We start from the raw sequence: 22241 nt of genomic DNA, 5'->3' as shown, positions 1-22241 counted from the left end.
TCGCGCTCGTGGCGTCCCTCGCCGTCGCGGTGAGCGGTCTGACCTTCGGCACGGTGCTCTCGGAGCAGACCACGACCCGGTCGGCGTCGGCCGCCGTCGCCTCGGACTTCGACCCGGGCAACATCATCAGCGACGCGAACTTCTACAACGGCTCGGCCATGAGCGCCGCCGCCGTGCAGTCGTTCCTGACGAGCGTCGCACCGAACTGCCGCAAGGCCTCGGGTGGGCCCGCCTGCCTGAAGGACTTCTCGCAGAAGATGAGCTCGATCGGCGCGGTCTCCGGCCGGTGCAAGGCCATCGCCGGCGGCACCAAGAGCGCCGCGACGATGATCGCCCAGGTCGGTGCCGCGTGCGGCATCAGCCAGAAGGTGCTGCTCGTGCTCCTGCAGAAGGAGCAGGGCATCGTGACGACGTCCTCGCCGACGTCCTACATGTACCTGCACGCCACCGGCTTCGCGTGCCCGGACACCGCCCCGTGCGACCCGGCGTACTTCGGCTTCGGCCAGCAGGTCTACGCCGCCGCGCTGCAGTTCAAGCGGTACCAGGCGACGCCGACCTCGTGGGCGTACCAGGCGGGCCGGACGAACTCGATCCTGCTCAACCCGAACGCCGCGTGCGGCCGCAAGTCCGTCTACATCCAGAACCAGGCCACCGCGGCGCTCTACATCTACACGCCGTACACGCCGAACGCCGCGGCGATGTCGAACCTCTACGGCAGCGGCGACGGCTGCTCGGCCTACGGCAACCGCAACTTCTGGCGCATGTACACCGACTGGTTCGGCGCCTCCAGCGGCAGCGGCAACCCGGTCGGCAACGTCGACGCGGTGACCGCCACCGCCACCTCGACCCTGACGGTCCGGGGATGGGCCGCCGACCCCGACACGACGAACCCCCTGCGCGTCGCGTTCTACGTCGACGGCGACGGCGCGAAGACCATCACCGCCGACGCGAACCGCAGCGACCTGGCGGGCACCCTCGGGGCGAACAACACCCGGCACGGGTTCTCGACGACCCTGACCGGGCTGAGCCTCGGCAAGCACAACGTCTGCACGTACGCCATCAACCAGGGCCGCGGCGGCAACACCCTGCTCGGCTGCTACACCCGCACCGTCACGAGCGAAGCGCCGAAGGGCGTCCTCGACTCGGTGACCGGCGGCGTCGGCACGATCTCGGCGAGCGGCTGGGTCCTCGACCCCGACTCGTCGAAGCCCGGCTCGTGGAAGATCCTGGTCGACGGCGTGAGCAAGGCGACCGGCACGGCCGACACGACCCGCACCGACGTGGCGAAGGTCTACCCGGGCGTCGGCAGCACCCTCGGCTTCTCGAAGACGATCGGTGGGATGTCCGCCGGCAAGCGCGCGGTGACGCTCTACGTGGTGGACAAGCCCGGTACGAAGTACGTCAAGGTCGCGTCGAAGTCCGTCGTCGTCGACGCCCCCACCACCGGCAAGACCGGCAAGACCGGCAAGGTCCGCGGCTCGTACGACTCCGTCACCGGCGGCGTCGGCACGGCCACCGTGCGGGGCTGGGCGATCGACCCGGACGTCTGGGACCCGGTCAAGTACAAGATCCACGTCGACGGCGTGAGCACGAACAGCGGTGTCGCGGACGCCACGCGCACCGACGTCGCGGCGGATCACCCCACCTGGGGCTCGGACGTCGGCCTGACGCTCCGGCTCACCGGACTGAAGGCCGGCAAGCACACCGTGCGCGTCTACTTCCAGGACCTGCAGGGCGGCAAGTACGTCAGCTTCGGCACCAAGTCCGTGACCGTGACCGCCGCATCGTCCGCCGAACCCGACGCGTCGGGGACGACGGGCAAGACGGGCAAGACGGGTTCGGTCAAGGGCGCGTACGAGTCCGTGACCGGCGGCGTGAACAGCGCCACGGTGCGCGGCTGGGCGATCGACCCCGACGTCTGGGACCCGGTGCAGTACAAGATCCACGTCGACGGTGTCGCCATCGCCCCCGGAGCCGCGAACGCGAAGCGGACCGACGTCGAGGCCGTGCACCCCGCCTGGGGTTCCGACGTCGGCCTGTCCCTGAAGATCCCCGGGCTGACCGCCGGCACCCACTCGGTGCGGGTGTACTTCCAGGAGCTGCCGAGCGGCACCTACAAGAGCTTCGGCACGAAGAGCGTGCGGGTCACCGACCCGCCCACCACCGGCAAGACGGGCAAGACCGGTTCGGTCAAGGGCCTGTACGAGTCGGTCACCGGCGGCGTCGGCACCATCACGGTCGCCGGCTGGGCCATCGACCCGGACGTCTGGGACCCGGTCGGATACAAGATCCACCTGGACGGCGTGGCCGTCTCGCCGGGCACCGCGAACGCGACCCGGACCGACGTGCAGGCCGCGCACCCGGACTGGGGGTCGGACGTGGGACTGTCGCGGAAGTTCACCGGGCTGAAGAAGGGCACGCACACCGTGCGCGTCTACTTCCAGGACCTGCCGAGCGGCACCTACAAGAGCTTCGGCACCAAGACCGTCACCGTGCAGTAGACGGTCACCACGACGGACGGGAGGCCTGGTACCAGCTGGTACCGGGCCTCCCGTCCGTCTGTTGGTCGCGTCGACCGCCGTCAGCGGCGTGCGCGCCGCGCCATCAGACCGACGCCGTGCAGCAGCCGGTACTCGGGCGAGCGCGTGAGGCCCTCGAAGCGGGCCGCGATCTGGTCGCGCTCCGCCTCGGCCCGGCGGCGTGCGGTGTCGTACGCGCCGACCTGCTGCTCCGACGCGACCAGGCGTGCGTTGATGTCGTGCACGCCGGACAGGTGGACGTCGCGGTCGTGCTCGGCCTGCCGGAGCGTCTCGCGCTGGGCGGTGGCCCAGCGCAGGAACGCCCCACGCTCGCCGCTCCGACCCGAGGCGGCGGCGACGGCGGCGTCGAGCGACGGGCCGACCTGCTCGGCACGGGTGCGGAACGAGTGCCGCTCGAGCACCACGGCGCGGAGCCGGGCGACCAGGGCCGTGCGCTCGTCGCGGGGCATCGCGAGCACGCGCTCGAGCGAGTCGGCGTCGTCGAACACCGGCACGTCGGACAGCCCGAGCTCGTCGAGCCCGAGCGCGCAGTCGGTGACGGGCAGCGCGCCGGACGCGAGCGACTCGTACAGGCGGGAGTTCAGGGTGCCGTACTCGGCGGCCGGCTCGATCACGTCGTCGACGACGAAACCGGCTGCGCGGTAGACCTCGGGCAGCGCGAAGTAGGACACCGCTGGGCGGAGCTCGACGCCGGCCGAGGCCTCGACGTGGTCGACGTTCGCGGCGAACCAGACGATCGGTTCGGTCGGGGCGACCTCGGCCAGGACGTCCTGCACGCGGCGGCGGACACCCCAGAAGTTGACGGTGGTGACGGCGCGGTCGGTACGTTCGCGCGGTGCGGTGGCGTCGGTCGTGAACAGCTCGGTGTCCACGCCGATCGGGACGACCTCGACGGGGCCGCTGTAGCCCGCGGCGACCGCGTCGCGGGCGGCCTCGGACGAGGTCCAGACGGCGTCGAACTCGTCCAGGTACGGCAGGGCTGCCCACTTGGCGGTCCAGTTCCGCACCCACGCCACCAGGGCGGTGCCGGCGGGGACGTAGCCGGGCACGAAGGACTCGATCATGCTGACCACGACGGCGGTGTCGGCGGGGAGCTCCTCGCCCCAGCGCGCCAACGGCCACATCGCCACGCCCCAGCCCTCGGCCCGGAGTGCCCGCGCGAGGCCGAGCGCGACGAACAGGTCGCCCTTGCCCTCGGCCGGATCGGCGGTCGAGACCGCGAAGCGGATCGTGCCGCGGGGGCCCTCGGCGTGCTCGTCGGCCGCGAGGGCCGCGTAGTCCTCGCGGAGGGGGGAGGGCATGGGGGTGCTCGGGATCACAGCGGTCACGCACGCCATTCTGCACGAATCCGCAGCGGCGGCAGGGAGTCGGTGGGCGCGCCTTGTAGGGTGTCATCGGCCCGCGGCACCCCGCTGGCCGAGCCACCTACCCGCGCCCGGTGCGCGGCAGCTGCTGGAGGAACTCGCGTGACAGAGCGCAAGCCGGGAGTCGTTTCCGTCATCCTCGTGAACTACAAGGGCACGGACGACACCCTGACGAGCATCGCGGAGCTCCGCAAGCAGGACTGGCCGCAGGACAAGCTCGAGGTGATCGTCGTCGAGAACGGTTCGGGCCCCGAGCACCTCGGTCGGCTGAAGGCCTCGTCCCTCGACTTCACCCTGATCGACGCTGGTGCGAACCTCGGGTTCACGGGCGGGTGCAACCTCGGCGTCGAGAAGTCCTCCGGCGAGGTCGTGGCGTTCCTCAACAACGACGCCCGTCCGGACACCGGCTGGGTGCGCGAGGCCATGGCCACGTTCGCCTCCGGTGCCGACATCGGTGCCGTCGCCTCGAAGGTCCTCGACTGGGAAGGCGTCAACGTCGACTTCACCGAGGCCGCGATGACCTGGTACGGCATGGGCTACAAGCCCTTCGCCGGGTCGCCGGACACCGGCCGGTGGGAGAGCGAGACCGACGTCCTGTTCGGCACCGGCGCCGCGATGTTCATCCGCGCCGAGCTCTTCGAGCAGCTCGACGGCTTCGACGACCGCTACTTCATGTTCTACGAGGACGTCGACCTCGGCTGGCGGCTCAACCTGCTCGGCTGGCGCTTCCGGTACCAGCCGAAGTCCGTCGCGTTCCACAAGCACCACGCGTCGATGAACAAGTTCGGCGACTTCCGCGAGACCTACCTGCTCGAGCGCAACGCACTGTTCACGCTCTACAAGAACCTCGGTGACGAACAGCTCGCCGCGGCGCTGCCCGGTTCGCTGGCGCTCGCCGTCCGCCGTGCCGTGGGCCGCGGGGAGCTCGACTCCACCGAGCTCGACCTGCGCAACCCCGGCGACGACAGCGTCCCCACCATCCCGGTGCCGAAGACGAGCATGGCGGGCATCTACGGCGTCGACCAGTTCGTCGAGCAGCTGCCGTCGATGACCGAGTCCCGCCGCCAGATCCAGGCGACCCGTGTCCGGTCCGACCGCGAGCTCCTCCGCCTGTTCGGCAACCGCGACGAGCCCGCGTACCCGATCGAGAACTACCTGGCCGGCTACGACAAGATCGTGCACTCCCTCGGCGTGCTCGAGGTCGGCACCCGTCGCCGCGTCCTCATCATCACGGGCGACTCGATCGGCGCGAAGATGGCCGGTCCGGCGATCCGTGCCACCCAGATGGCGAAGCAGCTGGCATCGGAGCACGACGTCCGCGTGGTCAGCCTCACCCGCTCGTCGCCGATCGACCCCTCGTACGAGGTCGTCACGGTCCCGCACCGCCACCCGCGCCAGATGGTCGAGCACGAGGGCTGGGCCGACGTCATCATCGTGCAGGGCCACGCGCTCCGGCTGTTCCCCGTGCTCGAGTCGACCAGCAAGATCCTGGTCGTCGACGTCTACGACCCGCTGCACCTCGAGCAGCTCGAACAGGGCCGCAGCGACGACGTCGACAAGTGGAACCGCCAGATCCTCGACGCCTCGGACACGCTGAACCACCAGCTCGAGCTCGGCGACTACTTCATCTGTGCCTCGGAGCGTCAGCGGATGTTCTGGCTCGGGCAGCTCGCCGGCTCCGGCCGCGTGAACGCCCGCACGTACTCGCGTGACGCCGACCTGCGCTCGCTCATCGGCGTCGTGCCGTTCGGCCTGTCCTCGACCCCGCCGGTGCACGACCAGCAGCGGGTCAAGGGCGTCGTGCCGGGCATCGGCAAGAACGACAAGCTCGTCGTCTGGGGCGGGGGGATCTACGACTGGTTCGACCCGATCACCCTGGTCCGCTCGATCGCCCGGCTCGCCGAGCGCCGTCCGTCGGTCAAGCTCTTCTTCATGGGTGTGCAGCACCCGAACCCCGACGTCCCCGAGATGGACATCGTGGCGAAGGTCCGCGCCGAGGCGGACGCCCTCGGGCTCACCGGCAAGCACGTGTTCTTCAACGACCAGTGGATCCCGTACGAGGAGCGCGGCGCCTACCTGCTCGAGGCCGACGCCGGCGTCTCGACGCACTACGAGCACCTCGAGACGACGTTCTCGTTCCGCACCCGCATCCTCGACTACCTGTGGGCACGTCTGCCGATCGTCACGACGGCCGGCGACTCGTTCGGTGACCTCGTCGCGGAGCAGAAGCTCGGCATCGCGGTGCACGAGCAGGACGTCGACGGCCTGGCGACCGCGCTCGAGACGGCGCTCTTCGACAAGAAGGCCCGCACCGAGTTCATCGGCAACGTCGACCGTGTGCGCGAGCAGTTCACGTGGGAGAACGTCCTCGCCCCGCTCGTCGAGTTCTGCCGGAACCCGATCCGCGCTGCGGACAAGTCGGTGCGCGACACGACGTCCTCGATCGAGCCGCACAAGATGCGCGTCCGCGTGCCGGAGCGCAAGAAGCTCTCCGGTGTCCGCTACGACCTCGGTCGCGCCGTGCACTACCTGCGCACCGAGGGCCCCCGCAGCGTCGCAGGCAAGGTGAAGCGGCGCCTGAACCGGTGACCCCGGGGGACACCGCCGCCCTCGTCATCGTCCCGACCTACGACGAGGCCGAGAACATCCGCGCGATCACGGCCGCCGTGCTGGCGGCGGTGCCCGGTGCCCACGTGCTCGTCGTCGACGACGGCAGCCCGGACGGCACCGGGGACATCGTGCGGTCGCTGGCCGCCGCTGACGACCGCGTGCACCTGCTGCAGCGCCCCGGCAAGGCCGGGCTCGGCACGGCGTACGTCGCCGGCTTCCGGTGGGGTCTGGAGCGCGGCTACCCGCTGCTGGTCGAGATGGACGCCGACGGCTCGCACCCGGCCGACCGGTTGCCGGCCATGATCGACGCCGTGACCGCGTCCGAGGACGTCCTGCTCGCGATCGGGTCCCGCTGGGTGCCGGGTGGCTCGGTCGTCGACTGGCCGCTCCGACGCCAGGCGCTCAGCCGCGGGGCGAACACCTACGCCCGCCTGGTGCTCGGCCTCGACGTGCGCGACATCACCGCCGGGTACCGCGTGTACCGCTCGTCGGCGATCGCGCGGATGGACCTCGGGTCGGTGGACTCGAAGGGGTACTGCTTCCAGGTGGACATGACGCTGCGCGTGGACGCCCTCGGCGGCCGCATCGTCGAGGTGCCGATCCGGTTCCGCGACCGCGTGCACGGGGTCTCCAAGATGAGCCGGTCCATCGTGGTCGAGGCGATGCTCCGTGTCACCCGGTGGGGTGTGCAGCGCCGTCTGGGTCGCCGCACGCGCCCGTAGCGCGAGGCCCGGAGCGTGCGCTCGCTTCGTGCGCAGGAACGGTCGCGTCGCGTCTACTGGGGCGACCGTTCCTGCTCACGATGCGCGGGCCCGGAACGTTCGGCGTGACGGCCTGGAGGCGCGGTGCGGGGCCGCCACGGGCCTCCGGTCCGGCGCTACACGCGCGGCAGGTGCCGGCGCCACGATCGCCGCCGCGCGGCGATCACGAGCACCGTCACGAAGAACATCAGCCCCGCGCCGTGCAGCAGGTAGCTCTCCGCCGTGCTGGTGACGGCGAGCAGCACGAGTACCGCGGCCGGCCACACGTACGCCACCCCGGGGAACGTCGTCGCCGTCACCCAGGCCCGCGCGAACGCGAGCAGCGCCGTGATCCCGAGGATGAGCGTACCCGCGAAGCCGATCTGCAGCCAGGCGTCCACGAAGGCGTTGAGGCCCGAGGTGAAGCGGACGCCGGCGGGGTCGATGAGCGTCACGTACGGCACCACCGGCTCGGTCGGCCAGGTCCCCACCCAGCCCCAGCCCTGGATCGGGTAGCGCTCCACCAGGACCCGGATCTGGGACCACAGGTCCGTGCGCGTCGCGGTGCCGCCGGCCGCCCCGATCTCGGCGAGCAGCCGGTGCCGCGCGAGCACCCCGACGGCCAGGGTCAGCAGGACGACCGCGCCGAGGACGCCGTTGACCACCGGTCTGGTCGCCGGTCGCGCGTGCCGGAGTGACCAGAGCGCCAGAGCGGTGACGGCGAGTGCGATCATCGCCAGGCCGGTGATGGGGGACTGCACGAGCATCAGGGCGATGACGGCGAGCGAGGTCGAGGCGATCGCGCGCCAGAGCGTGACGGACCGGGTGAGGAACTCGACCACGAAGGTGACCAGTGCCATGGCGGCGATGAAGCCCATGAAGTTGCGTGTGCCGCCGATGCCCTGGATCGGGCCGCCGTACGCGATGTCACCGCGGATGCCGAACGCCGGGAACGGGACGTCGAGCACCAGGCCGGACAGGACCTCGAGCCCGAGGGCGGTCACGAGCAGGATCCGGAAGGCGTCGCCCGAGGCCCGGATCACCTGCACCAGGTCGCGGCCGAGCGCCAGGTACAGCCCGAGGCCGATGAAGCACACGGTCTGCACGAGCCCGCGGAGCGCGAACCAGGAGTACTCGCTCCACAGCACGCTCAACGCGCAGTAGCCGACGAAGGCCAACAGCGAGAGGGGGAGGACCCCGTGCCACTCGATCCGGTAGCGCTGTCCCAGCAGGCTCAGCCCCGCGAGCACGAACAGCGTCACGAGCACCGCCCAGGTCCCCGCCTGACCGACGAGTGTCTCCACCGTGGGCTGGCCGAACCCGAACAGCACGATGACCGTCGCGAGCGCCTGGCTGAACCGTCCACCGGCCGAGAAGCCGATCCAGGCGGAGAGGTACCGGCGCCCGAGCACCTGTCTGCTCACCCGGCCGTCCGTCACGCGTCCATCTTGGCGCACGACCTTGTGACGAGCACACCACATCGCGGTGTGGCTGTATCGACGATGCGCGATGAGCGATCTATCCTCACCGAATGGACGTCGCGCGCAGGGTCGTCGGCGTCCCGCTCGTCGCGGTCCTCGTCGGCCTGCTCACGACCGCACTGGCCTGGTACCGCCTCGGTCCGGTGACGCGGAACACCGTCTGGGCCGAGGACGGCGGCGTGTTCCTGCGCGAACGGATCGCGATGGGGCCCGTCGACACGCTGCTGCACCCCTACGCCGGCTACCTGCACCTGCTGCCCCGGCTCATCGTCGACCTCGGCTACGCGCTGCCGCCCGAACGGTACGCGCAGGTGGTGGCACTGGCGTCCTGCGCGGTGGTCGGCGGGGTCTGCGCCCTGGTGTTCGTGCTGTCCCGCGACGTCGTCCGCCCGTGGCCGTTCCGGCTGGTGCTCGCCGCCGTCCCCGTCGTCCTGCCGCTCGCCCCGTACGAGATCAGCGGCAACGCGGCGAACCTGCACTGGTTCCTGCTCGTCCTGGTGCCGTGGGTCTTCACCTTCCGCAGCCGCTCCTGGTGGGGCGCTGGCGCGCTCGCCGTGGTCGCTGGTGTCGCCGTGCTCACCGAACCCCTCACCGCACTGTTCGCGCCCCTGCTGCTCCTCGCGTGGACGCCCCGAGGCCGAACGCCCGGCGCATCCGGTCGGTGGTCCGCGCTGCCCGTCACGGTCGTCGTGGTCGTCGCCCTGGCCGCGCAGGGCGTCACGGCCCTGACGAACCCGCGTGCCCTGGCCACGGGGTCGCCGGCGGTCGTGGACGTGCTCGCCGGGTACCTGTTGCGTCCCGTGGCGGGTGCCTGGGGTCCGGACCTCGGCGCCGCGCTGACGGCGGTGGTGGAGCACGGCTGGGCCGTGGTCCTGGTCCCCGCCGCCCTGCTGCTGGTCGTCCTGGTGGCGGCCGTGGTCGTCGGGCCGACAGGCACCCGGTGGATGGTCACGGCACTCGCCGCCGGTTCGGTCGCGGTGTGGTGGGTGGCCGTCCTCGCCAACCACGGTGCCGGCGTCCGCTGGTCCGCGCCGGTGAGCGCGATGGCCGCCCTGCCGCCGCAGCGCTACGCCGCCGCTGCCGGCCTGCTGCTCGTGAGCGCCGCGGTGGTCGCCGCCGCCGCGCTGGTGGACGCGCCCCGCTGGTCGCGTGTGGCGGCAGGGACAGGAGGCGCGGGTCGCCTCGTCGGCACGCTGGCCGGTTGGTGCGTGGTCACCGCCGTCGTCGCGTCGGCCGTGCTGCACGTCGCGCCGGCGGACACGCGGCGCAGCGACGGCCCGGTGTGGGCCGGGCAGTTGCCGGCGGCGGTCGAGGCGTGCGACGAGGACCCGTCGCTCGAGGTCGCCCGGGTGCGGTCGAACCCGTGGTCGTCCCCGGTGGCGTGCTCCTGGCTGTCGCGCTGAGGGAGCGCCCGGGTCAGCGCGTGCCGGCCCAGCGGAACTCGCGCTTGGCCAGCGGCGTGCGGGGGCCGTCGCCGGTGGACACGGGTTCCTCGCCGGTCAGCACGATGCGGGTCTTGATCGCGAGCAGGGCGAAGAGCACCCAGTTCCCCTGGTAGAGCAGGCGGGACTCGGCGACGGACTGCACGAGCAGCGCGACGACGACCAGGAGCGGCAGGAGCGACACCGGGTCGAACGACCGCGGACGCAGCGTGGCGTCGTACCCGATGCGGGTCGCGCAGGCCCACGAGCGCGACAGCGTCGTCACCACGTAGATCGCGAAGAGCACCAGGCCGATGATGCCGGTCTGCATCCAGACGTCCAGGTAGGCGTCGTGGGCCTGCAGGTAGGTGACACCCTTGCGGTGCGCCAGGTCGGCGAGCGTCGGGATGCCGGGCCACCAGTACCCGATCCAGCCCCAGCCGCCCACGGGGTGCTGGTCGATCAGCCCGAGCACCTTGCCCCAGATCTCGCCCCGACCGGTGGCGTCCGAGCCCTTGCCGAGCAGCTCGGAGACCGGACCACGCAGCACGGCCGCGGCGACGGCGACGACGATCGCACCCACCGCGAGCAGCAGGTAGCGCGGGGTGCGGCGCTCGGTCGGCACACGGCGCATCCACACCGCGACCAGGGCGACCACGGCGACCACGAGGGCAGCGGCGATGACCGTCGACGAGCGGGTGAGGACGAAGCCGAGTGCGGCGACGAGGAGCCAGCCGATCGCTTGGTTGCGGCGGATCCGGCCCTCGGCGAACTGCACGGCGACCACGATCGCGACGAGCAGGGCGACCATGGCGAGCAGGTTCGCGTTGCCCGGCAGGCCCTGGATCCGACCACCGGTGAAGAGCTCGGCGCGCGAGAAGTAGAACGCGTCGGGGACGTCGCGGTCGCCGTAGTCGGTCCAGATCGGCGCGATCGGGTGGCGGACGAACACCGCGACGACGGCTTCGAACAGCAGCGAGAGCATCAGGACCCAGCGGAGCGCGAGGCTCATGGCGTCGGTGATCCGCCGCCACGTCAGGGTCGAGGCGATCGTGAACGCCACCGCGGCGCAGATCACCTGCACGGTCAGGCTCGAGATCGTCGCGAACCGCCAGTGCGACCAGACCAGCGTCACCAGGCACCAGCCGAGGAATGCCCAGAGCGCCCAGGGGGTGCGGACGAGCGGCGGCTTCGCCCGGACCAGGATCGTGGTGCCCCAGGCGGCGACGAGGGCCCAGAGGACACCGGCCCCGACCCAGGTGAGGGTGTTCGGCACGGCGTCGCCCGCGAACAACACGAACAGGGTCGTCGCCCCGAAGGCGAACGCCTCGCGCTCCGGTACGGCCCCGCGCGCCAGCGGCCAGGTGTTCGTCACGACGCCAGGGTACCGGCCGGTCGCCGTCCGCAGGACTCCCTCGGCGGCGCCGGTAGGCTCTGGCCCATGTTCCTCGGCATCACGAACACCCCCCGCGACTACGCCTGGGGCTCGGTCACCGCGATCCCGGAGCTCCTCGGCCGCACCGTCACGGGTGCCCCGCAGGCGGAGCTCTGGCTCGGCGCCCACGCCGGCAGCCCCAGCGTCGTCGTCAACCCCGCCATGGTGGGCGGAGCCGACACGCTCCGCGACTGGATCGCCGACGAGCCGGAGACCGCCCTCGGTCCGGACCGCACCGACCTGCCGTTCCTGCTCAAGGTGCTCGCGGCGGCCGCACCGCTCTCGCTGCAGGCGCACCCCACCCCGGAGCAGGCGGCGGAGGGCTTCGCCCGTGAAGAGCGCGAGGGCATCCCGCTCGACGACCCGGCTCGCAACTACAAGGACCCGTTCCCGAAGCCCGAGCTCGTCGTCGCGCTGAGCGAGCGGTTCGAGGCGCTGAGCGGCTTCCGCCCCGTCGAGGAGACCCTCGCCGAGGTGCGCGTGCTCGACGCCGGCACCGGACGGCTCGGTCCGCTCGAGGTGCACCTGCTGCACGGGCTCGAGGACACCGTCCGCTGGCTCGAGACCGCCGACGAGTCCGCACTCGCCGTGGTGCAGGCCGCGAGCGACCTGGCCGTCGCCCTCGACGACGACCTGCTCACCCCGAACACCGCGACCGTCCGCGACCTGGCGACCAGCTGGCCGGGCGACCCCGGCATCGTGGTCTCCCTGCTCATGCACCGTGTGACGCTCGGTGCGGGGCAGGCGATGTACCTGCCCGCCGGTAACATCCACGCGTACCTCGACGGGCTCGGCATCGAGCTGATGGCGCCGTCGGACAACGTGCTGCGCGGCGGGCTGACGCCGAAGCACGTCGACGTGCCGGAGCTCCTGCGGGTGCTCGACTTCACCGCGTACCCGGCCCCGGTCCTCGAGCCGGAGCGCATCGCCGGCGGCGTCGACCGGTTCGCACCGGACGGCGTCGGCTTCGCGCTGCTGCGGGTGGACGGCGACGGCCGCCCGGCCGGCCTGAGCACGGGCGGGGTCGCGCCGCTCGTCGGACCGTCGATCGCGATCTGCACCGAGGGCGTCGTCACGCTCGTCGGCGCGCAGTCGGCCACCCTGCTCCGCAAGGGCGAGTCGTGCTTCATCACGCCGGACGAGGGCGACGTGACCGTCGAGGCGGACTCGTCCGACGGCATCACGTCGACGGTGTTCATCGCCACCGGCGCCTAGGACCGGCGCCCAGGACAGGCGTCCTGGCCGGGGACGCCGTCGCGGAACCGGCGCGGAACCGCACGCGGCGGCGCGGACCCGCACACCGCCACCGTGGCGTCGCCGACGTCCGCTAGCGTGGCGAGCATGAGTTGGCTGGTCACCGGCGGTGCCGGGTACATCGGGTCCCACGTCGTCCGAGCACTGCGCTCGGCCGGCATCGACACGGTCGCGTTCGACGACCTCTCGAGCGGCTTCCGCGCGTTCGTGCCGGACGACGTGCCGTTCGTCGAGGGCACGATCCTCGACGGGGAGCTCGTGGCGCGCACCCTGCGCGAGCACGAGGTCACCGGCGTGGTCCACGTCGCGGGGTTCAAGTACGCCGGCGTCTCCGTCGAGCGCCCGCTCCACACCTACGAGCAGAACGTCACCGGCATGGCGACCCTGCTCCGCGCGATGGCCGAGACCGGCGTCACCAAGGCGGTCTTCTCGTCGAGCGCGGCGGTCTACGGCACGCCGGACGTCGAGACCGTGGTCGAGTCCACCCCGAAGAACCCGGAGTCGCCGTACGGCGAGTCGAAGCTCATCGGCGAGTGGCTGCTGCGCGACATGGAGGTCGCCGCCGGCTTCGCCACCACGTCGCTCCGGTACTTCAACGTCGTCGGCTCGGGGGAGCCCGACCTGTACGACGCCAGCCCGCACAACCTGTTCCCGCTGGTCTTCGACGCGCTGCTCGCCGGCCGGACCCCGCGGATCAACGGCGACGACTACGCCACCCCGGACGGCACCTGTGTCCGCGACTACGTGCACGTGGCCGACCTGGCGCACTCGCACGCCGTGGCCGCACGGAAGCTCGAGGCCGGGGAGCCGCTCGAGCGCGCCTACAACCTCGGCAGCGGCGACGGCGTGAGCGTCCGGCAGATCATGGACGCGATGGCTGCCGGCACCGGGATCGCCTTCGACCCCGAGATCGCACCGCGGCGCCCCGGCGACCCGGCCCGCATCGTCGCGACCGGCGAAGCCGCCGCCCGAGACCTCGAGTGGGCGATGCGGCACTCCCTAGACGAGATGGTCTCGAGCGCGTGGGAGGCCCGCCGCAGCGCCTCCTGAGCGCCTGAGGACGAGTCAGTTGTCCCCCGGAAGGCCCACCCGAGCGGCGCGACACGCCCAAACGGGGGACATGACACGCTGGAGCGGTCAGTGCCTTCTATGATCCGCGACTTGACTCAGGCGAATGACACCGCTGTAATTACAGGCAGCGGCCGCAAGAGTTGGGGTTCGTTGTCGAGGCGGCAGGGGTGATCAGGGTGAACGGTTCCGAGTTCCACGCCGGAGTTCCGGAGGACTGGCACGTCGATCCCGTGGCGCTCGGCGTCCCCGGGGTCCGACGTCCCGAGGCGGACGACGAGGAGAACCCGCTCGCCTGGCAGGTCGACTCGCTGTGCGCACAGACCGACCCCGAGGCGTTCTTCCCCGAGAAGGGCGGCTCGACGCGCGAGGCGAAGAAGATCTGCACCTCGTGCGAGGTCCGGGCGCAGTGCCTCGAGTACGCGCTCGAGAACGACGAACGCTTCGGCATCTGGGGTGGCCTCTCCGAGCGGGAACGCCGCAAGCTGCGGAAACGGGCGTAGGAGCGTCCACGGCGCGCCAGCGCCGTGCGACTGCGCCCCTGAGGAGCCTGCGACGAGGACGCCGGGACCAGCCGTTCTCCGCCCGCCCCGCACCGCGCGGTGAGCGCGTCCACAGCTTCACGGCGCGCCGCCGTCCGCAGCCGACACCGCGCCTCCAGACCGTAGAGTGACGCCCGTCATGCAGCCCAGAGTCACCGCGATCCTCGTCGCCGCCAACGGGGCGGCCCACCTCGACCGGACCCTGGACGCGCTCGCCGCCCAGACCCGCCACCCCGAGAACCTCGTGGTCGTCGACGTCGGCACGACCGACGGATCGACCGCCGAACTGTCCTTCGGTGGGTCCGCGCAGCTCGTCCGCCTCCCGGCGGGCCGGTCGTTCGGTGACGCCGTCCGGCAGGGCGAGCGCAGCGCGCCGCCCGCCGCGACCGACGAGCCGGTCGACGAGTGGCTGTGGATCCTCGGCCACGACAACGCGCCGGCACCGACCGCGCTCGCCGACCTGCTGGGCGCCGTCGAGATCGCGCCGTCGGTCGTCGTCGCCGGTCCGAAGCTCGTCGCCGACGACGATCCGTCGCTGATCCGCGCGTTCGGCGAGAGCATGACCCGCTTCGGCCGCTCGATCGTCCTGGTGCAGGACGAGCTCGACCAGGGCCAGCACGACCGCAACACCGACGTGCTCGGCGTCACCGCCGGCGGCATGCTCGTGCGTCGCTCGGTCTGGAACGAACTCGGCGGCTTCGACCCGGCACTGCCGGACGTCGACGCGGCGCTCGACTTCTCGGTCCGGGTCCGCCTCGCCGGACACCGCGTGGCCCTCGTGCCCGAGGCCAGGGTCACCAGCGCCGGACCGATCGAGGAGTTCGGGCGCAAGCGTGTGTCCGAGGCGCGGCGCGTCCGGATGCACCGGCAGGCGCAGCTGCACCGTCGGATGACGTACGCCCCCATCGCGCTCGTCTGGCTGCACTGGCTCACGCTCGTGCCCTTCGCGGTCGGCCGCGCCCTCGGGCACCTGGTCGCGAAGCACCCAGCCGCCGTGGTCCCCGAGCTCTCCGCCGCGTTCGCGGTCGCGTTCGGCGGCGGCACGGGCCGTGCACGCAAGAACCTCGCCCGCACGAAGCAGCTCGGCTGGGCGGCCGTCGAACCGCTCCGGGTGAGCTGGCGTCGGGTGTACGAGCACCGCACCACCTCGCGCGACGTCGAACTCGCCCGCGTCGAGGACGCCCCGATCGCCAGGGCGTCGTTCCTCGGCGACGGCGGGATCTGGGTGGTCCTGGCCGCCGCGGCGCTCAGCGTCGTGACGCTCTACCCGCTGCTCGGCTCGCCGGCCCTGACCGGCGGGGGACTCCTGCCGCTCTCCGCGACCCCCGGTCAGCTCTGGCAGAACGTCGGGTACGGCTTCCACTCGCTCGGCACCGGCTTCACCGGCCCGTCCGACCCCTTCACCGCGGTGCTCGCCGTGCTCGGCTCGATCGTCTTCTGGTCGCCGTCCACCGCGGTCGTGCTCGTCATGCTCGTCGCGTTCCCGCTGTCCGCCCTCGGTGCCTGGTTCGCGGTCCGCAAGGTCACGACCCGCACCTGGGTGCCGGTCATCGGCGCGTCGCTCTACGCCATCGCCCCGTCGCTCGTCGGCGCGGTGACGACCGGGCACCTCGGCGCCGTGATCGCGCACCTGGTCCTGCCGTGGCTGTTCGTCGCCGTGCTCGAGGCGCACCGCTCGTGGGCCTGGGCCTCGGGTGCGTCGCTGCTGTTCGCCGTCGTCGCCGCCTCGGCTCCGTCGCTGCTGCCGGTCCTGCTGATCGGCTGGCTCGTGGCGCTGCTGGTCGGCTGGCGCCGGGCCCACCGTCGCGTGTTCATCCCGGTGCCGACCGCGGTGCTGTTCCTGCCGCTGATCCTGGCGCAGGCGGCACGCGGCAACCTGCTCGCCGTGTTCGCCGACCCCGGGGCGCCGTCCGCGACCCGGGCACCGTCCGCCCTGCAGCTCGCCATCGGGCAGCCCCTGCCCGACTGGAGCGGCTGGCTGCCCGCGACCTCCGGGCTGACGCTCGTCGTCGGGGCCCTGCCGATCGTGATGGCCGTCCTGGCTCTCCCGGTCGCCGTCGCCGCGATCGGGGCGGTGCTCGGCCACCGCTGGGCGGTCGCCGGCTCCGCGCTCGTCATCGCGCTCCTCGGCTTCGCCACGGCCTTCGCCGCCACCCACGTCACCGTCACCGGTGTCGGTTCCACCACCACCATCGTCTGGCCCGGCAGCGGGTTGTCCGTGTACTGGCTCGCCCTCGTGGTGGCGGCGTGCATCGGCATCGACGTGCTGCCGAAGGCCGCCCCGGTCACCGGACTCGTCGCGACCGTGCTCGCGGGGATCGCCGTCGCGCCGGCGTTCGCGGCGTTCTACCTCGGCACCGCCACGATCGAGCCGACCACGGGCCGCGTGCTCAGCGCCTACGTGAACGCCGAGGCCCAGGCGAACCCCGACGTCGGCACGCTCGTGGTCGTGCCCCAGGACGACGGGTCGCTCGCCGTCACGCTCGAACGCGGGCAGGGGTCCACCCTCGACGACCAGTCGACGCTCGACGCGACCGCGCTCCGGCTGAGCGAGTCCGGCTCGCGGCTGACCACGCTCGCGGGCAACCTGGCCAGTCGCAGCGGGTACGACCCCCGGCCGGCGCTCCGCGAACTCGGCGTGAGCTTCGTGCTCATCGACGACGCGGGCGACGACCCCGAGGCGCAGACGGTGCACGACCGGGCCGCCGGTGCCATCGGCCAGAACGCGCTCTTCACCAGCATCGGCGAGACCACCAACGGGCAGCTGTTCCACTACGACGGCGAGGTCGACCGCACGCGCTCCGGCTCCGCGGCGACCCAGGCCACCCACGTGCTGTACCTCGTCGTGCTCGGCGTGGTCTTCGGCGCCGCAGCCCTGCTCGCGGTCCCGACGGCCCCGCGCCGCCGCCGTGCCACCTCGAACGTCATCGAGGCCGAGGAACCCGCCACCACCTTCGACGAGGAGCGCGACGAATGAGCACCACCCCCTCCTCCGTCCGGCGCTGGATCGTCCGCGGCACCGCCACGGCCGTCGCCGTCGTCGTCGCGGCCGGCGCCGTCACCGCGGCCCACGCCATCGGCACCGAGTCGGAACCCGGCCGACCCGCCGGGCGCACCGTCACGCCTGTCCCGGCCGCCGCCGAACGTGTCTGCGCCGGCAGCGCACTGCGCCTGTCCGACGACGCGGGCAACGACGCGACGCAGGCGAGCACCGTCGGCACCGCCACCGTCGCGACCGCGACGACCGGTTCCACGGTCGAGCGGTCCGCGCTCGACGCCTCGACCACCGGCGGCAGCGACCCCCGGCTCCTGACGGCGCCAGCGGGGGAGACGACCCCGCAGGTCGCGGGCAGCAGCTTCCAGAGCGTCTCGAGCGGCGACCTGGTGGGGGCCGGAGCGGCCTCGTGCGACGACCCCACCCAGTCCACGTGGCTCGTCGGCGGATCGACCGAGACCGGTCGCACGAGCCTCGTGACGCTCTCGAACCCGACGGACGTCAACGCCACGGTCGACCTGGCGATCTACGACGGCGACGGGACGGTCAGCGCCCCCGGGACCACCGGCATCGTCGTGGCACCGAACACGCAGAAGGTCGTCCCGTTGTCGGGCTTCGTGTCCGACGCCGCGTCGACGGTCGTGCACGTCACGTCGTCCGGCGGGCAGATCGTCGCGCACATGCAGGAGACCGTCGTCCGCACCCTGACCCCGGGCGGCTTCGACATCGTCTCCGGCGGCGCTGCGCCGTCCCGGTCCCAGGTCATCCCCGCCGTCGTCCTCGCCGACGCGCAGGCCGCCCAGCGTGGTGACGACACGGCCGACGCGGCACCGGTCGTCCGACTGTTCGTGCCGGGCACGAAGTCGGCCCGCGTCACCCTCGGCATCAGCACGGCCGACGGCGGCGGCACGACCGTCAACGCCACCGCCGAGCCCGGCGTCGTGACCGACGTCCCGCTCGACGACTTCCCGGACGGCCGGTACTCGTTCACCGTCACGTCGACCCAGCCGATCGTCACCGGGGCGCGCACCACGACGCCCACCGACGGCACCAGCACCGGCACCGACCTCGGGTGGTTCGCCTCCGCCGAGCCGCTCGGCGACGAGACCATCACCGCCATCGCGCCGGGCGAGGGTGTGCGGCTGAACTTCGTGAACCCCACGAGCGAGGACCGCACGGTCACGGTGCGGTCGGGCGACGAACGCCGCACCCTGACGCTCCTGTCCGGCGCCACCGGGACCCTGTCGGTGCCGACGGCGAAGCAGCTCACGCTGACCGGGACCGACGGCGTCGTCGCGGGGGTCACGTACCGCGGTGCCGACGGGATCGCCGGGTTCCCGGTGCGCCCAGCCACCGACGTGTCCACGCCGGTCCGCGTCTACCCCTGACGGCTGGTGCCAGCGGCCCGGGTGGTCGGCACGGTGCGGTCGGTCCGGCTCACCGGCGGGTCGGCGCGGTGCGGCCGGTCCGCTTCACCAGTGTCGGTAGCGGTCCGGTGCCAGGTCCCACGGGTCCTTGCCGATCAGCTCGCCCACCGCGCGGAACACCGCGGTCTCGATGATGATGCGGCGGTCGGAGTCGTCCTTCTCGGGGCTCCGGTTCACCCGCTCCACGGGGATGCGGAACACGGTCACGCGGCGGGTGTCACGGTCGATGCGCCAACGTGGCATCTCGTCCGGCAGGGTCTGGTCGCTCGGCATGTCCGCCACCTGGAAGACCACGCCCGCGAGTTCCTCGGGCCACAGGCCGAGCAGGTAGTGCGCACTGTCACCGACGATGCGGTCGAACGCCTCGGCGCGGGTGATGATCGGCGCGAGTTCGGGTCCGGTGACGCTCGAACGCCCGCCACGGCCGTGCCGGGAGCGCCCCCGACCGCGGTCGACCGGGGTGACGAGGCGAGGCTTCCGACGCATCCCCACATCGTACGCGGGGACGGGTGCACGCCGGACGCTCCGCTAGGCTCCCTGACGACATGGACGTGCGGATCTGCAGCAAGGTGGCGTGTGCCAACGGCGCTTCGTCGACCCTGACGTACGACTACGGCGACTCCATGGTCGTCATCGGTCCGCTGTCGACCCGGGTCGAACCGCACGGCTACGACCTCTGCGCCCGCCACGCGGCCACCCTGCGCGTCCCGCGCGGCTGGCAGGTGGTGCGGCGCGAGCCGCTCCCGCGCGACGCGGACTGACGGCGCGCGTCCGCGACGTGGGTGGGGGGCGATCTGGAGGCCCGGGGAACGTGACCGGGATCGGCTGGTGACCCGCGCCTCCCGGCATGGAAGACTGACGGGCATGCCCACCGAAACCCGCACCGCTGCTGTGTTCCGCGTCGCCGACCTGTCCCTCGCCGAGGCGGGCCGGCACCAGATCCGCCTCGCCGAGAACGAGATGCCGGGCCTGATGTCCCTGCGTGACGAGTTCGCGGCGGCGCAGCCGCTCGCCGGCGCGCGCATCGCCGGGTCCCTGCACATGACGGTGCAGACCGCCGTGCTCATCGAGACGCTCGTCGCCCTCGGCGCGCAGGTGCGCTGGGCCAGCTGCAACATCTTCTCCACCCAGGACGAAGCCGCCGCAGCCGTCGCCGTCGGACCCACCGGCACCCCGGACGCCCCCGCCGGCGTCCCGGTGTTCGCGTGGAAGGGCGAGACGCTCGAGGAGTACTGGTGGTGCACCAGCCGCATCTTCGACTGGAGCGACGAGGCCGCCGCGGCCGGTGCCGACTGGACCGGCCCGAACCTGATCCTGGACGACGGCGGTGACGCCACCATGCTCGTGCACACCGGCGCCGACGCCGAGGCCGCCGGTGCCGCCCCGGTCGCCGAGCCGGACGCCAGCGCCGAGTGGAAGATCGTGCTCGACACCGTCGCGCGGTCGCTCGAGACCTCGTCCGACCGCTGGACCCGCATCGCGGCCGACATCCAGGGCGTCACCGAGGAGACCACGACGGGCGTGCACCGTCTGTACGAGCTGTTCCGGAACGGCGAGCTGAAGTTCCCGGCGATCAACGTCAACGACTCCGTGACGAAGTCGAAGTTCGACAACAAGTACGGCATCCGGCACTCGCTGCCCGACGGTCTGAACCGCGCCACCGACGTGCTCATCGGCGGCAAGGTCGCCTTCGTCGTCGGCTACGGCGACGTCGGCAAGGGGGCGGCCGAGGCGCTCCGCGGGCAGGGCGCCCGCGTCATCGTCAGCGAGGTCGACCCCATCTGTGCGCTGCAGGCGGCGATGGACGGCTACCAGGTCGCGCGCCTGGCGGACGTCGTCGACACCGTCGACATGGTCATCACGTGCACCGGCAACCTGGGCGTGGTCGGGGTCGACGAGATGCTCGGGCTGAAGCACCTGGCGATCGTCGCGAACGTGGGGCACTTCGACAACGAGATCGACATGGCCGGGCTCGAGGCGCTGCCCGGCGTCTCGAAGGTCGAGATCAAGCCGCAGGTGCACGAGTGGCGGCTGCCGACCGGGCGGTCGATCCTGGTGCTGTCCGAGGGGCGGCTCATGAACCTCGGCAACGCGACGGGCCACCCGTCGTTCGTGATGAGCAACTCGTTCACGAACCAGGTGCTCGCGCAGATCGAGCTGCACACCCGGCGCGACGAGTACCCGACCGGCGTGTACGTGCTGCCGAAGCACCTGGACGAGAAGGTCGCGCGCCTGCACCTCGACGCCCTCGGGGTGCAGCTGACGTCGCTGCGTCCGGAGCAGGCGGCGTACATCGGTGTCCCCGTCGAGGGCCCCTTCAAGCCGGACCACTACCGCTACTGAGCTCGGCGTTCCTGCGCTCCCGCAAGACACCGGTGTTCGCACGTTGCACCCCGGCACGCGGGTGTTCGGCGCGCGAACACCGGTGTCGTGCGAGCAGCCCGCGCCGCGCGCTGCGTCAGCGGGGGAAGCCCGGCGGGCGCGCCGACGCCGTGGACCCCGCTGCGGTGAGCAGCTCGGCGCGGGCGCCCAGCGCCCGGACGTCCCGACGACGACGCAGCACGACGACCCCGGCCAGGAACACCTCGGGCGGCACGGGCGGCACGGGGTGGGCGAACGCCGACACCTCGGCCGCGAGCGACCGCGCCGCTGCCTCGCGCAGTTCCGGTCGCATCAGCGCAGCCCCGCGGAAGAACGCGCCGAGCCGGTTCTCCAACCGCTGCGGCAGCGCCGAGACGTCCGCGACGCCGGCCCACGCCGTCAGTTCCGGCGGCAGGAGCACCTCGGGGTCGCGCTGTTTCGGCAGGCGCTCGTGCTGCACGATCGTGCCCGCGAGCAGGTCCCCGAGGCGCCTCGGCCGGGTGCCGAACAGTGCGACGAGCAGGGCGACCGACCCGAACGTCATCCAGAGCTCGAACAGGCCGACGAGCGACCGGGTGAAGGCGTGCCGGAACCCGATCGAACCGCCGTCGAGCCGGACCACCCGGGTGCCGGTGGCGAACCGTCCGACGCTCCGCCCCTTCGTCACCGTCTCGACCGCGGCGGGGACCAGCACCAGCACGACGACGAGCAGCACGATGTTCAGCGCAGCACCCCAGGCGGGTTCGAGGCCCCGCGGCCAGAGTCGTGCGACCCCGAACATCGCGAGCACGAACAGGACGAGGACGCACAGGCCGTCCAGCAGGGCCGCTGCGAGCCGCAGCACGAGTCCGGCGGGTTGGACGTCGAGCGCGACACCCTCGCCCACCACGAGCTCGTCGGCGGTCTCGTCGAGATCGCGCGAGAACCGGGCGTCGGCGAGGTCACGCGGCGTGCGGGGCTTCGGCATGGGATCATTCTGTCGGAGATCGCGCGACCTGAGGGG

16 protein-coding genes are annotated in these 22241 nt (G+C 72.3%); 11 read left to right on the top strand and 5 right to left on the bottom strand.

What is annotated here, in order from left to right; all coding sequences use genetic code 11:
• Positions 1 to 8 precede the first annotated feature (8 nt).
• Positions 9 to 2501 carry a hypothetical protein gene (locus tag BIU95_RS15950; RefSeq protein ID WP_052481761.1) on the top strand — a complete coding sequence of 831 codons (2493 nt, stop codon included), beginning with the start codon at positions 9 to 11 and terminating at the stop codon, positions 2499 to 2501.
• A gap of 80 nt (positions 2502 to 2581) precedes the next feature.
• On the opposite strand, the gene BIU95_RS15945 is transcribed toward BIU95_RS15950, so the two are convergent.
• The gene (locus BIU95_RS15945) at positions 2582 to 3868 is read right to left on the bottom strand and encodes a glycosyltransferase (protein WP_175470785.1); all 1287 of its coding nucleotides are present in this window, start codon (positions 3866 to 3868) and stop codon (positions 2582 to 2584) included.
• A gap of 138 nt (positions 3869 to 4006) precedes the next feature.
• On the opposite strand from BIU95_RS15945, the gene BIU95_RS15940 reads away from it, so the two are divergent.
• Positions 4007 to 6493, top strand: coding sequence for a glycosyltransferase (locus BIU95_RS15940; RefSeq protein WP_042538799.1), 2487 nt, complete (start codon positions 4007 to 4009; stop codon positions 6491 to 6493).
• Positions 6490 to 7236 carry a polyprenol monophosphomannose synthase gene (locus BIU95_RS15935; RefSeq protein WP_017888795.1) on the top strand — a complete coding sequence of 249 codons (747 nt, stop codon included), beginning with the start codon at positions 6490 to 6492 and terminating at the stop codon, positions 7234 to 7236. Before BIU95_RS15940 ends, BIU95_RS15935 begins: the two co-directional genes overlap by 4 nt.
• A 155-nt stretch (positions 7237 to 7391) precedes the next feature.
• On the opposite strand, the gene BIU95_RS15930 is transcribed toward BIU95_RS15935, so the two are convergent.
• A complete protein-coding gene (locus BIU95_RS15930; protein WP_139179871.1) occupies positions 7392 to 8678 on the bottom strand; it encodes an O-antigen ligase in 1287 nt (428 codons plus the stop codon).
• Between the two features lie 107 nt (positions 8679 to 8785).
• Here BIU95_RS15930 and BIU95_RS15925 point away from each other — a divergent pair, with 107 nt between their 5' ends.
• Positions 8786 to 10138: a hypothetical protein gene (locus BIU95_RS15925; protein WP_071252173.1), complete on the top strand. Its 1353-nt coding sequence runs from the start codon at positions 8786 to 8788 to the stop codon at positions 10136 to 10138.
• A 13-nt stretch (positions 10139 to 10151) separates the two neighbouring features.
• On the opposite strand, the gene BIU95_RS15920 is transcribed toward BIU95_RS15925, so the two are convergent.
• Complete coding sequence (locus tag BIU95_RS15920; protein WP_017888797.1) at positions 10152 to 11531, bottom strand: O-antigen ligase; 1380 nt, start codon at positions 11529 to 11531, stop codon at positions 10152 to 10154.
• Positions 11532 to 11597: 66 nt separating this feature from the next.
• On the opposite strand from BIU95_RS15920, the gene manA reads away from it, so the two are divergent.
• From manA to BIU95_RS15895, 5 genes are all read left to right on the top strand, one after another.
• On the top strand, positions 11598 to 12806 hold the full coding sequence (gene manA, locus BIU95_RS15915; protein ID WP_071252171.1) for a mannose-6-phosphate isomerase, class I: 1209 nt from the start codon (positions 11598 to 11600) through the stop codon (positions 12804 to 12806).
• 126 nt (positions 12807 to 12932) lie between these two features.
• Positions 12933 to 13895, top strand: a complete 963-nt coding sequence (galE, locus tag BIU95_RS15910; protein WP_031260600.1) for a UDP-glucose 4-epimerase GalE — start codon at positions 12933 to 12935, stop codon at positions 13893 to 13895.
• A 197-nt stretch (positions 13896 to 14092) separates the two neighbouring features.
• Positions 14093 to 14416 (top strand): WhiB family transcriptional regulator, encoded by a 324-nt coding sequence (locus tag BIU95_RS15905; RefSeq protein ID WP_139179876.1) that lies wholly within the window; start codon positions 14093 to 14095, stop codon positions 14414 to 14416.
• Between the two features lie 178 nt (positions 14417 to 14594).
• Entirely contained in the window at positions 14595 to 17432 is a 2838-nt protein-coding gene (locus BIU95_RS15900) for a glycosyltransferase (protein WP_017888801.1), read from the top strand.
• Positions 17429 to 18838: a DUF5719 family protein gene (locus BIU95_RS15895; protein ID WP_071252169.1), complete on the top strand. Its 1410-nt coding sequence runs from the start codon at positions 17429 to 17431 to the stop codon at positions 18836 to 18838. The genes BIU95_RS15900 and BIU95_RS15895 overlap by 4 nt, the downstream gene beginning before the upstream one ends.
• A gap of 84 nt (positions 18839 to 18922) precedes the next feature.
• Here BIU95_RS15895 and BIU95_RS15890 read toward each other — a convergent pair whose 3' ends face one another.
• Positions 18923 to 19363 carry a metallopeptidase family protein gene (locus BIU95_RS15890; protein WP_017888803.1) on the bottom strand — a complete coding sequence of 147 codons (441 nt, stop codon included), beginning with the start codon at positions 19361 to 19363 and terminating at the stop codon, positions 18923 to 18925.
• 59 nt (positions 19364 to 19422) lie between these two features.
• Between BIU95_RS15890 and BIU95_RS15885 the strand changes: the two genes are divergently transcribed.
• Together BIU95_RS15885 and ahcY are read left to right on the top strand one after the other, a co-directional pair.
• On the top strand, positions 19423 to 19638 hold the full coding sequence (locus BIU95_RS15885; protein ID WP_071252167.1) for a DUF3499 family protein: 216 nt from the start codon (positions 19423 to 19425) through the stop codon (positions 19636 to 19638).
• Positions 19639 to 19741: 103 nt separating this feature from the next.
• Positions 19742 to 21220 carry an adenosylhomocysteinase gene (ahcY, locus tag BIU95_RS15880; protein WP_017888805.1) on the top strand — a complete coding sequence of 493 codons (1479 nt, stop codon included), beginning with the start codon at positions 19742 to 19744 and terminating at the stop codon, positions 21218 to 21220.
• Between the two features lie 115 nt (positions 21221 to 21335).
• Here ahcY and BIU95_RS15875 read toward each other — a convergent pair whose 3' ends face one another.
• A complete protein-coding gene (locus BIU95_RS15875) occupies positions 21336 to 22205 on the bottom strand; it encodes an RDD family protein (RefSeq protein WP_071252165.1) in 870 nt (289 codons plus the stop codon).
• Positions 22206 to 22241 lie beyond the last annotated feature (36 nt).

Origin of the sequence: Curtobacterium sp. MCBA15_007, assembly GCF_001864905.1 — a bacterium.
Classification (GTDB): domain Bacteria; phylum Actinomycetota; class Actinomycetes; order Actinomycetales; family Microbacteriaceae; genus Curtobacterium; species Curtobacterium poinsettiae.
Note: the sequence above shows the minus strand (reverse complement) of the source record. Positions and strands in the feature narration are given on the sequence as shown.

What these genes read in the sequence shown, in the direction of transcription:
- BIU95_RS15925 (WP_071252173.1), top strand. Translation starts at nt 8,786, where the DNA reads ATGGACGTCGCGCGCAGGGTCGTCGGCGTCCCGCTCGTCGCGGTCCTC.
- manA (WP_071252171.1), top strand. Translation starts at nt 11,598, where the DNA reads ATGTTCCTCGGCATCACGAACACCCCCCGCGACTACGCCTGGGGCTCG.
- galE (WP_031260600.1), top strand. Translation starts at nt 12,933, where the DNA reads ATGAGTTGGCTGGTCACCGGCGGTGCCGGGTACATCGGGTCCCACGTC.
- BIU95_RS15900 (WP_017888801.1), top strand. Translation starts at nt 14,595, where the DNA reads ATGCAGCCCAGAGTCACCGCGATCCTCGTCGCCGCCAACGGGGCGGCC.
- BIU95_RS15895 (WP_071252169.1), top strand. Translation starts at nt 17,429, where the DNA reads ATGAGCACCACCCCCTCCTCCGTCCGGCGCTGGATCGTCCGCGGCACC.
- BIU95_RS15890 (WP_017888803.1), bottom strand. Translation starts at nt 19,363, where the DNA reads ATGCGTCGGAAGCCTCGCCTCGTCACCCCGGTCGACCGCGGTCGGGGG.
- BIU95_RS15885 (WP_071252167.1), top strand. Translation starts at nt 19,423, where the DNA reads ATGGACGTGCGGATCTGCAGCAAGGTGGCGTGTGCCAACGGCGCTTCG.
- ahcY (WP_017888805.1), top strand. Translation starts at nt 19,742, where the DNA reads ATGCCCACCGAAACCCGCACCGCTGCTGTGTTCCGCGTCGCCGACCTG.
- BIU95_RS15875 (WP_071252165.1), bottom strand. Translation starts at nt 22,205, where the DNA reads ATGCCGAAGCCCCGCACGCCGCGTGACCTCGCCGACGCCCGGTTCTCG.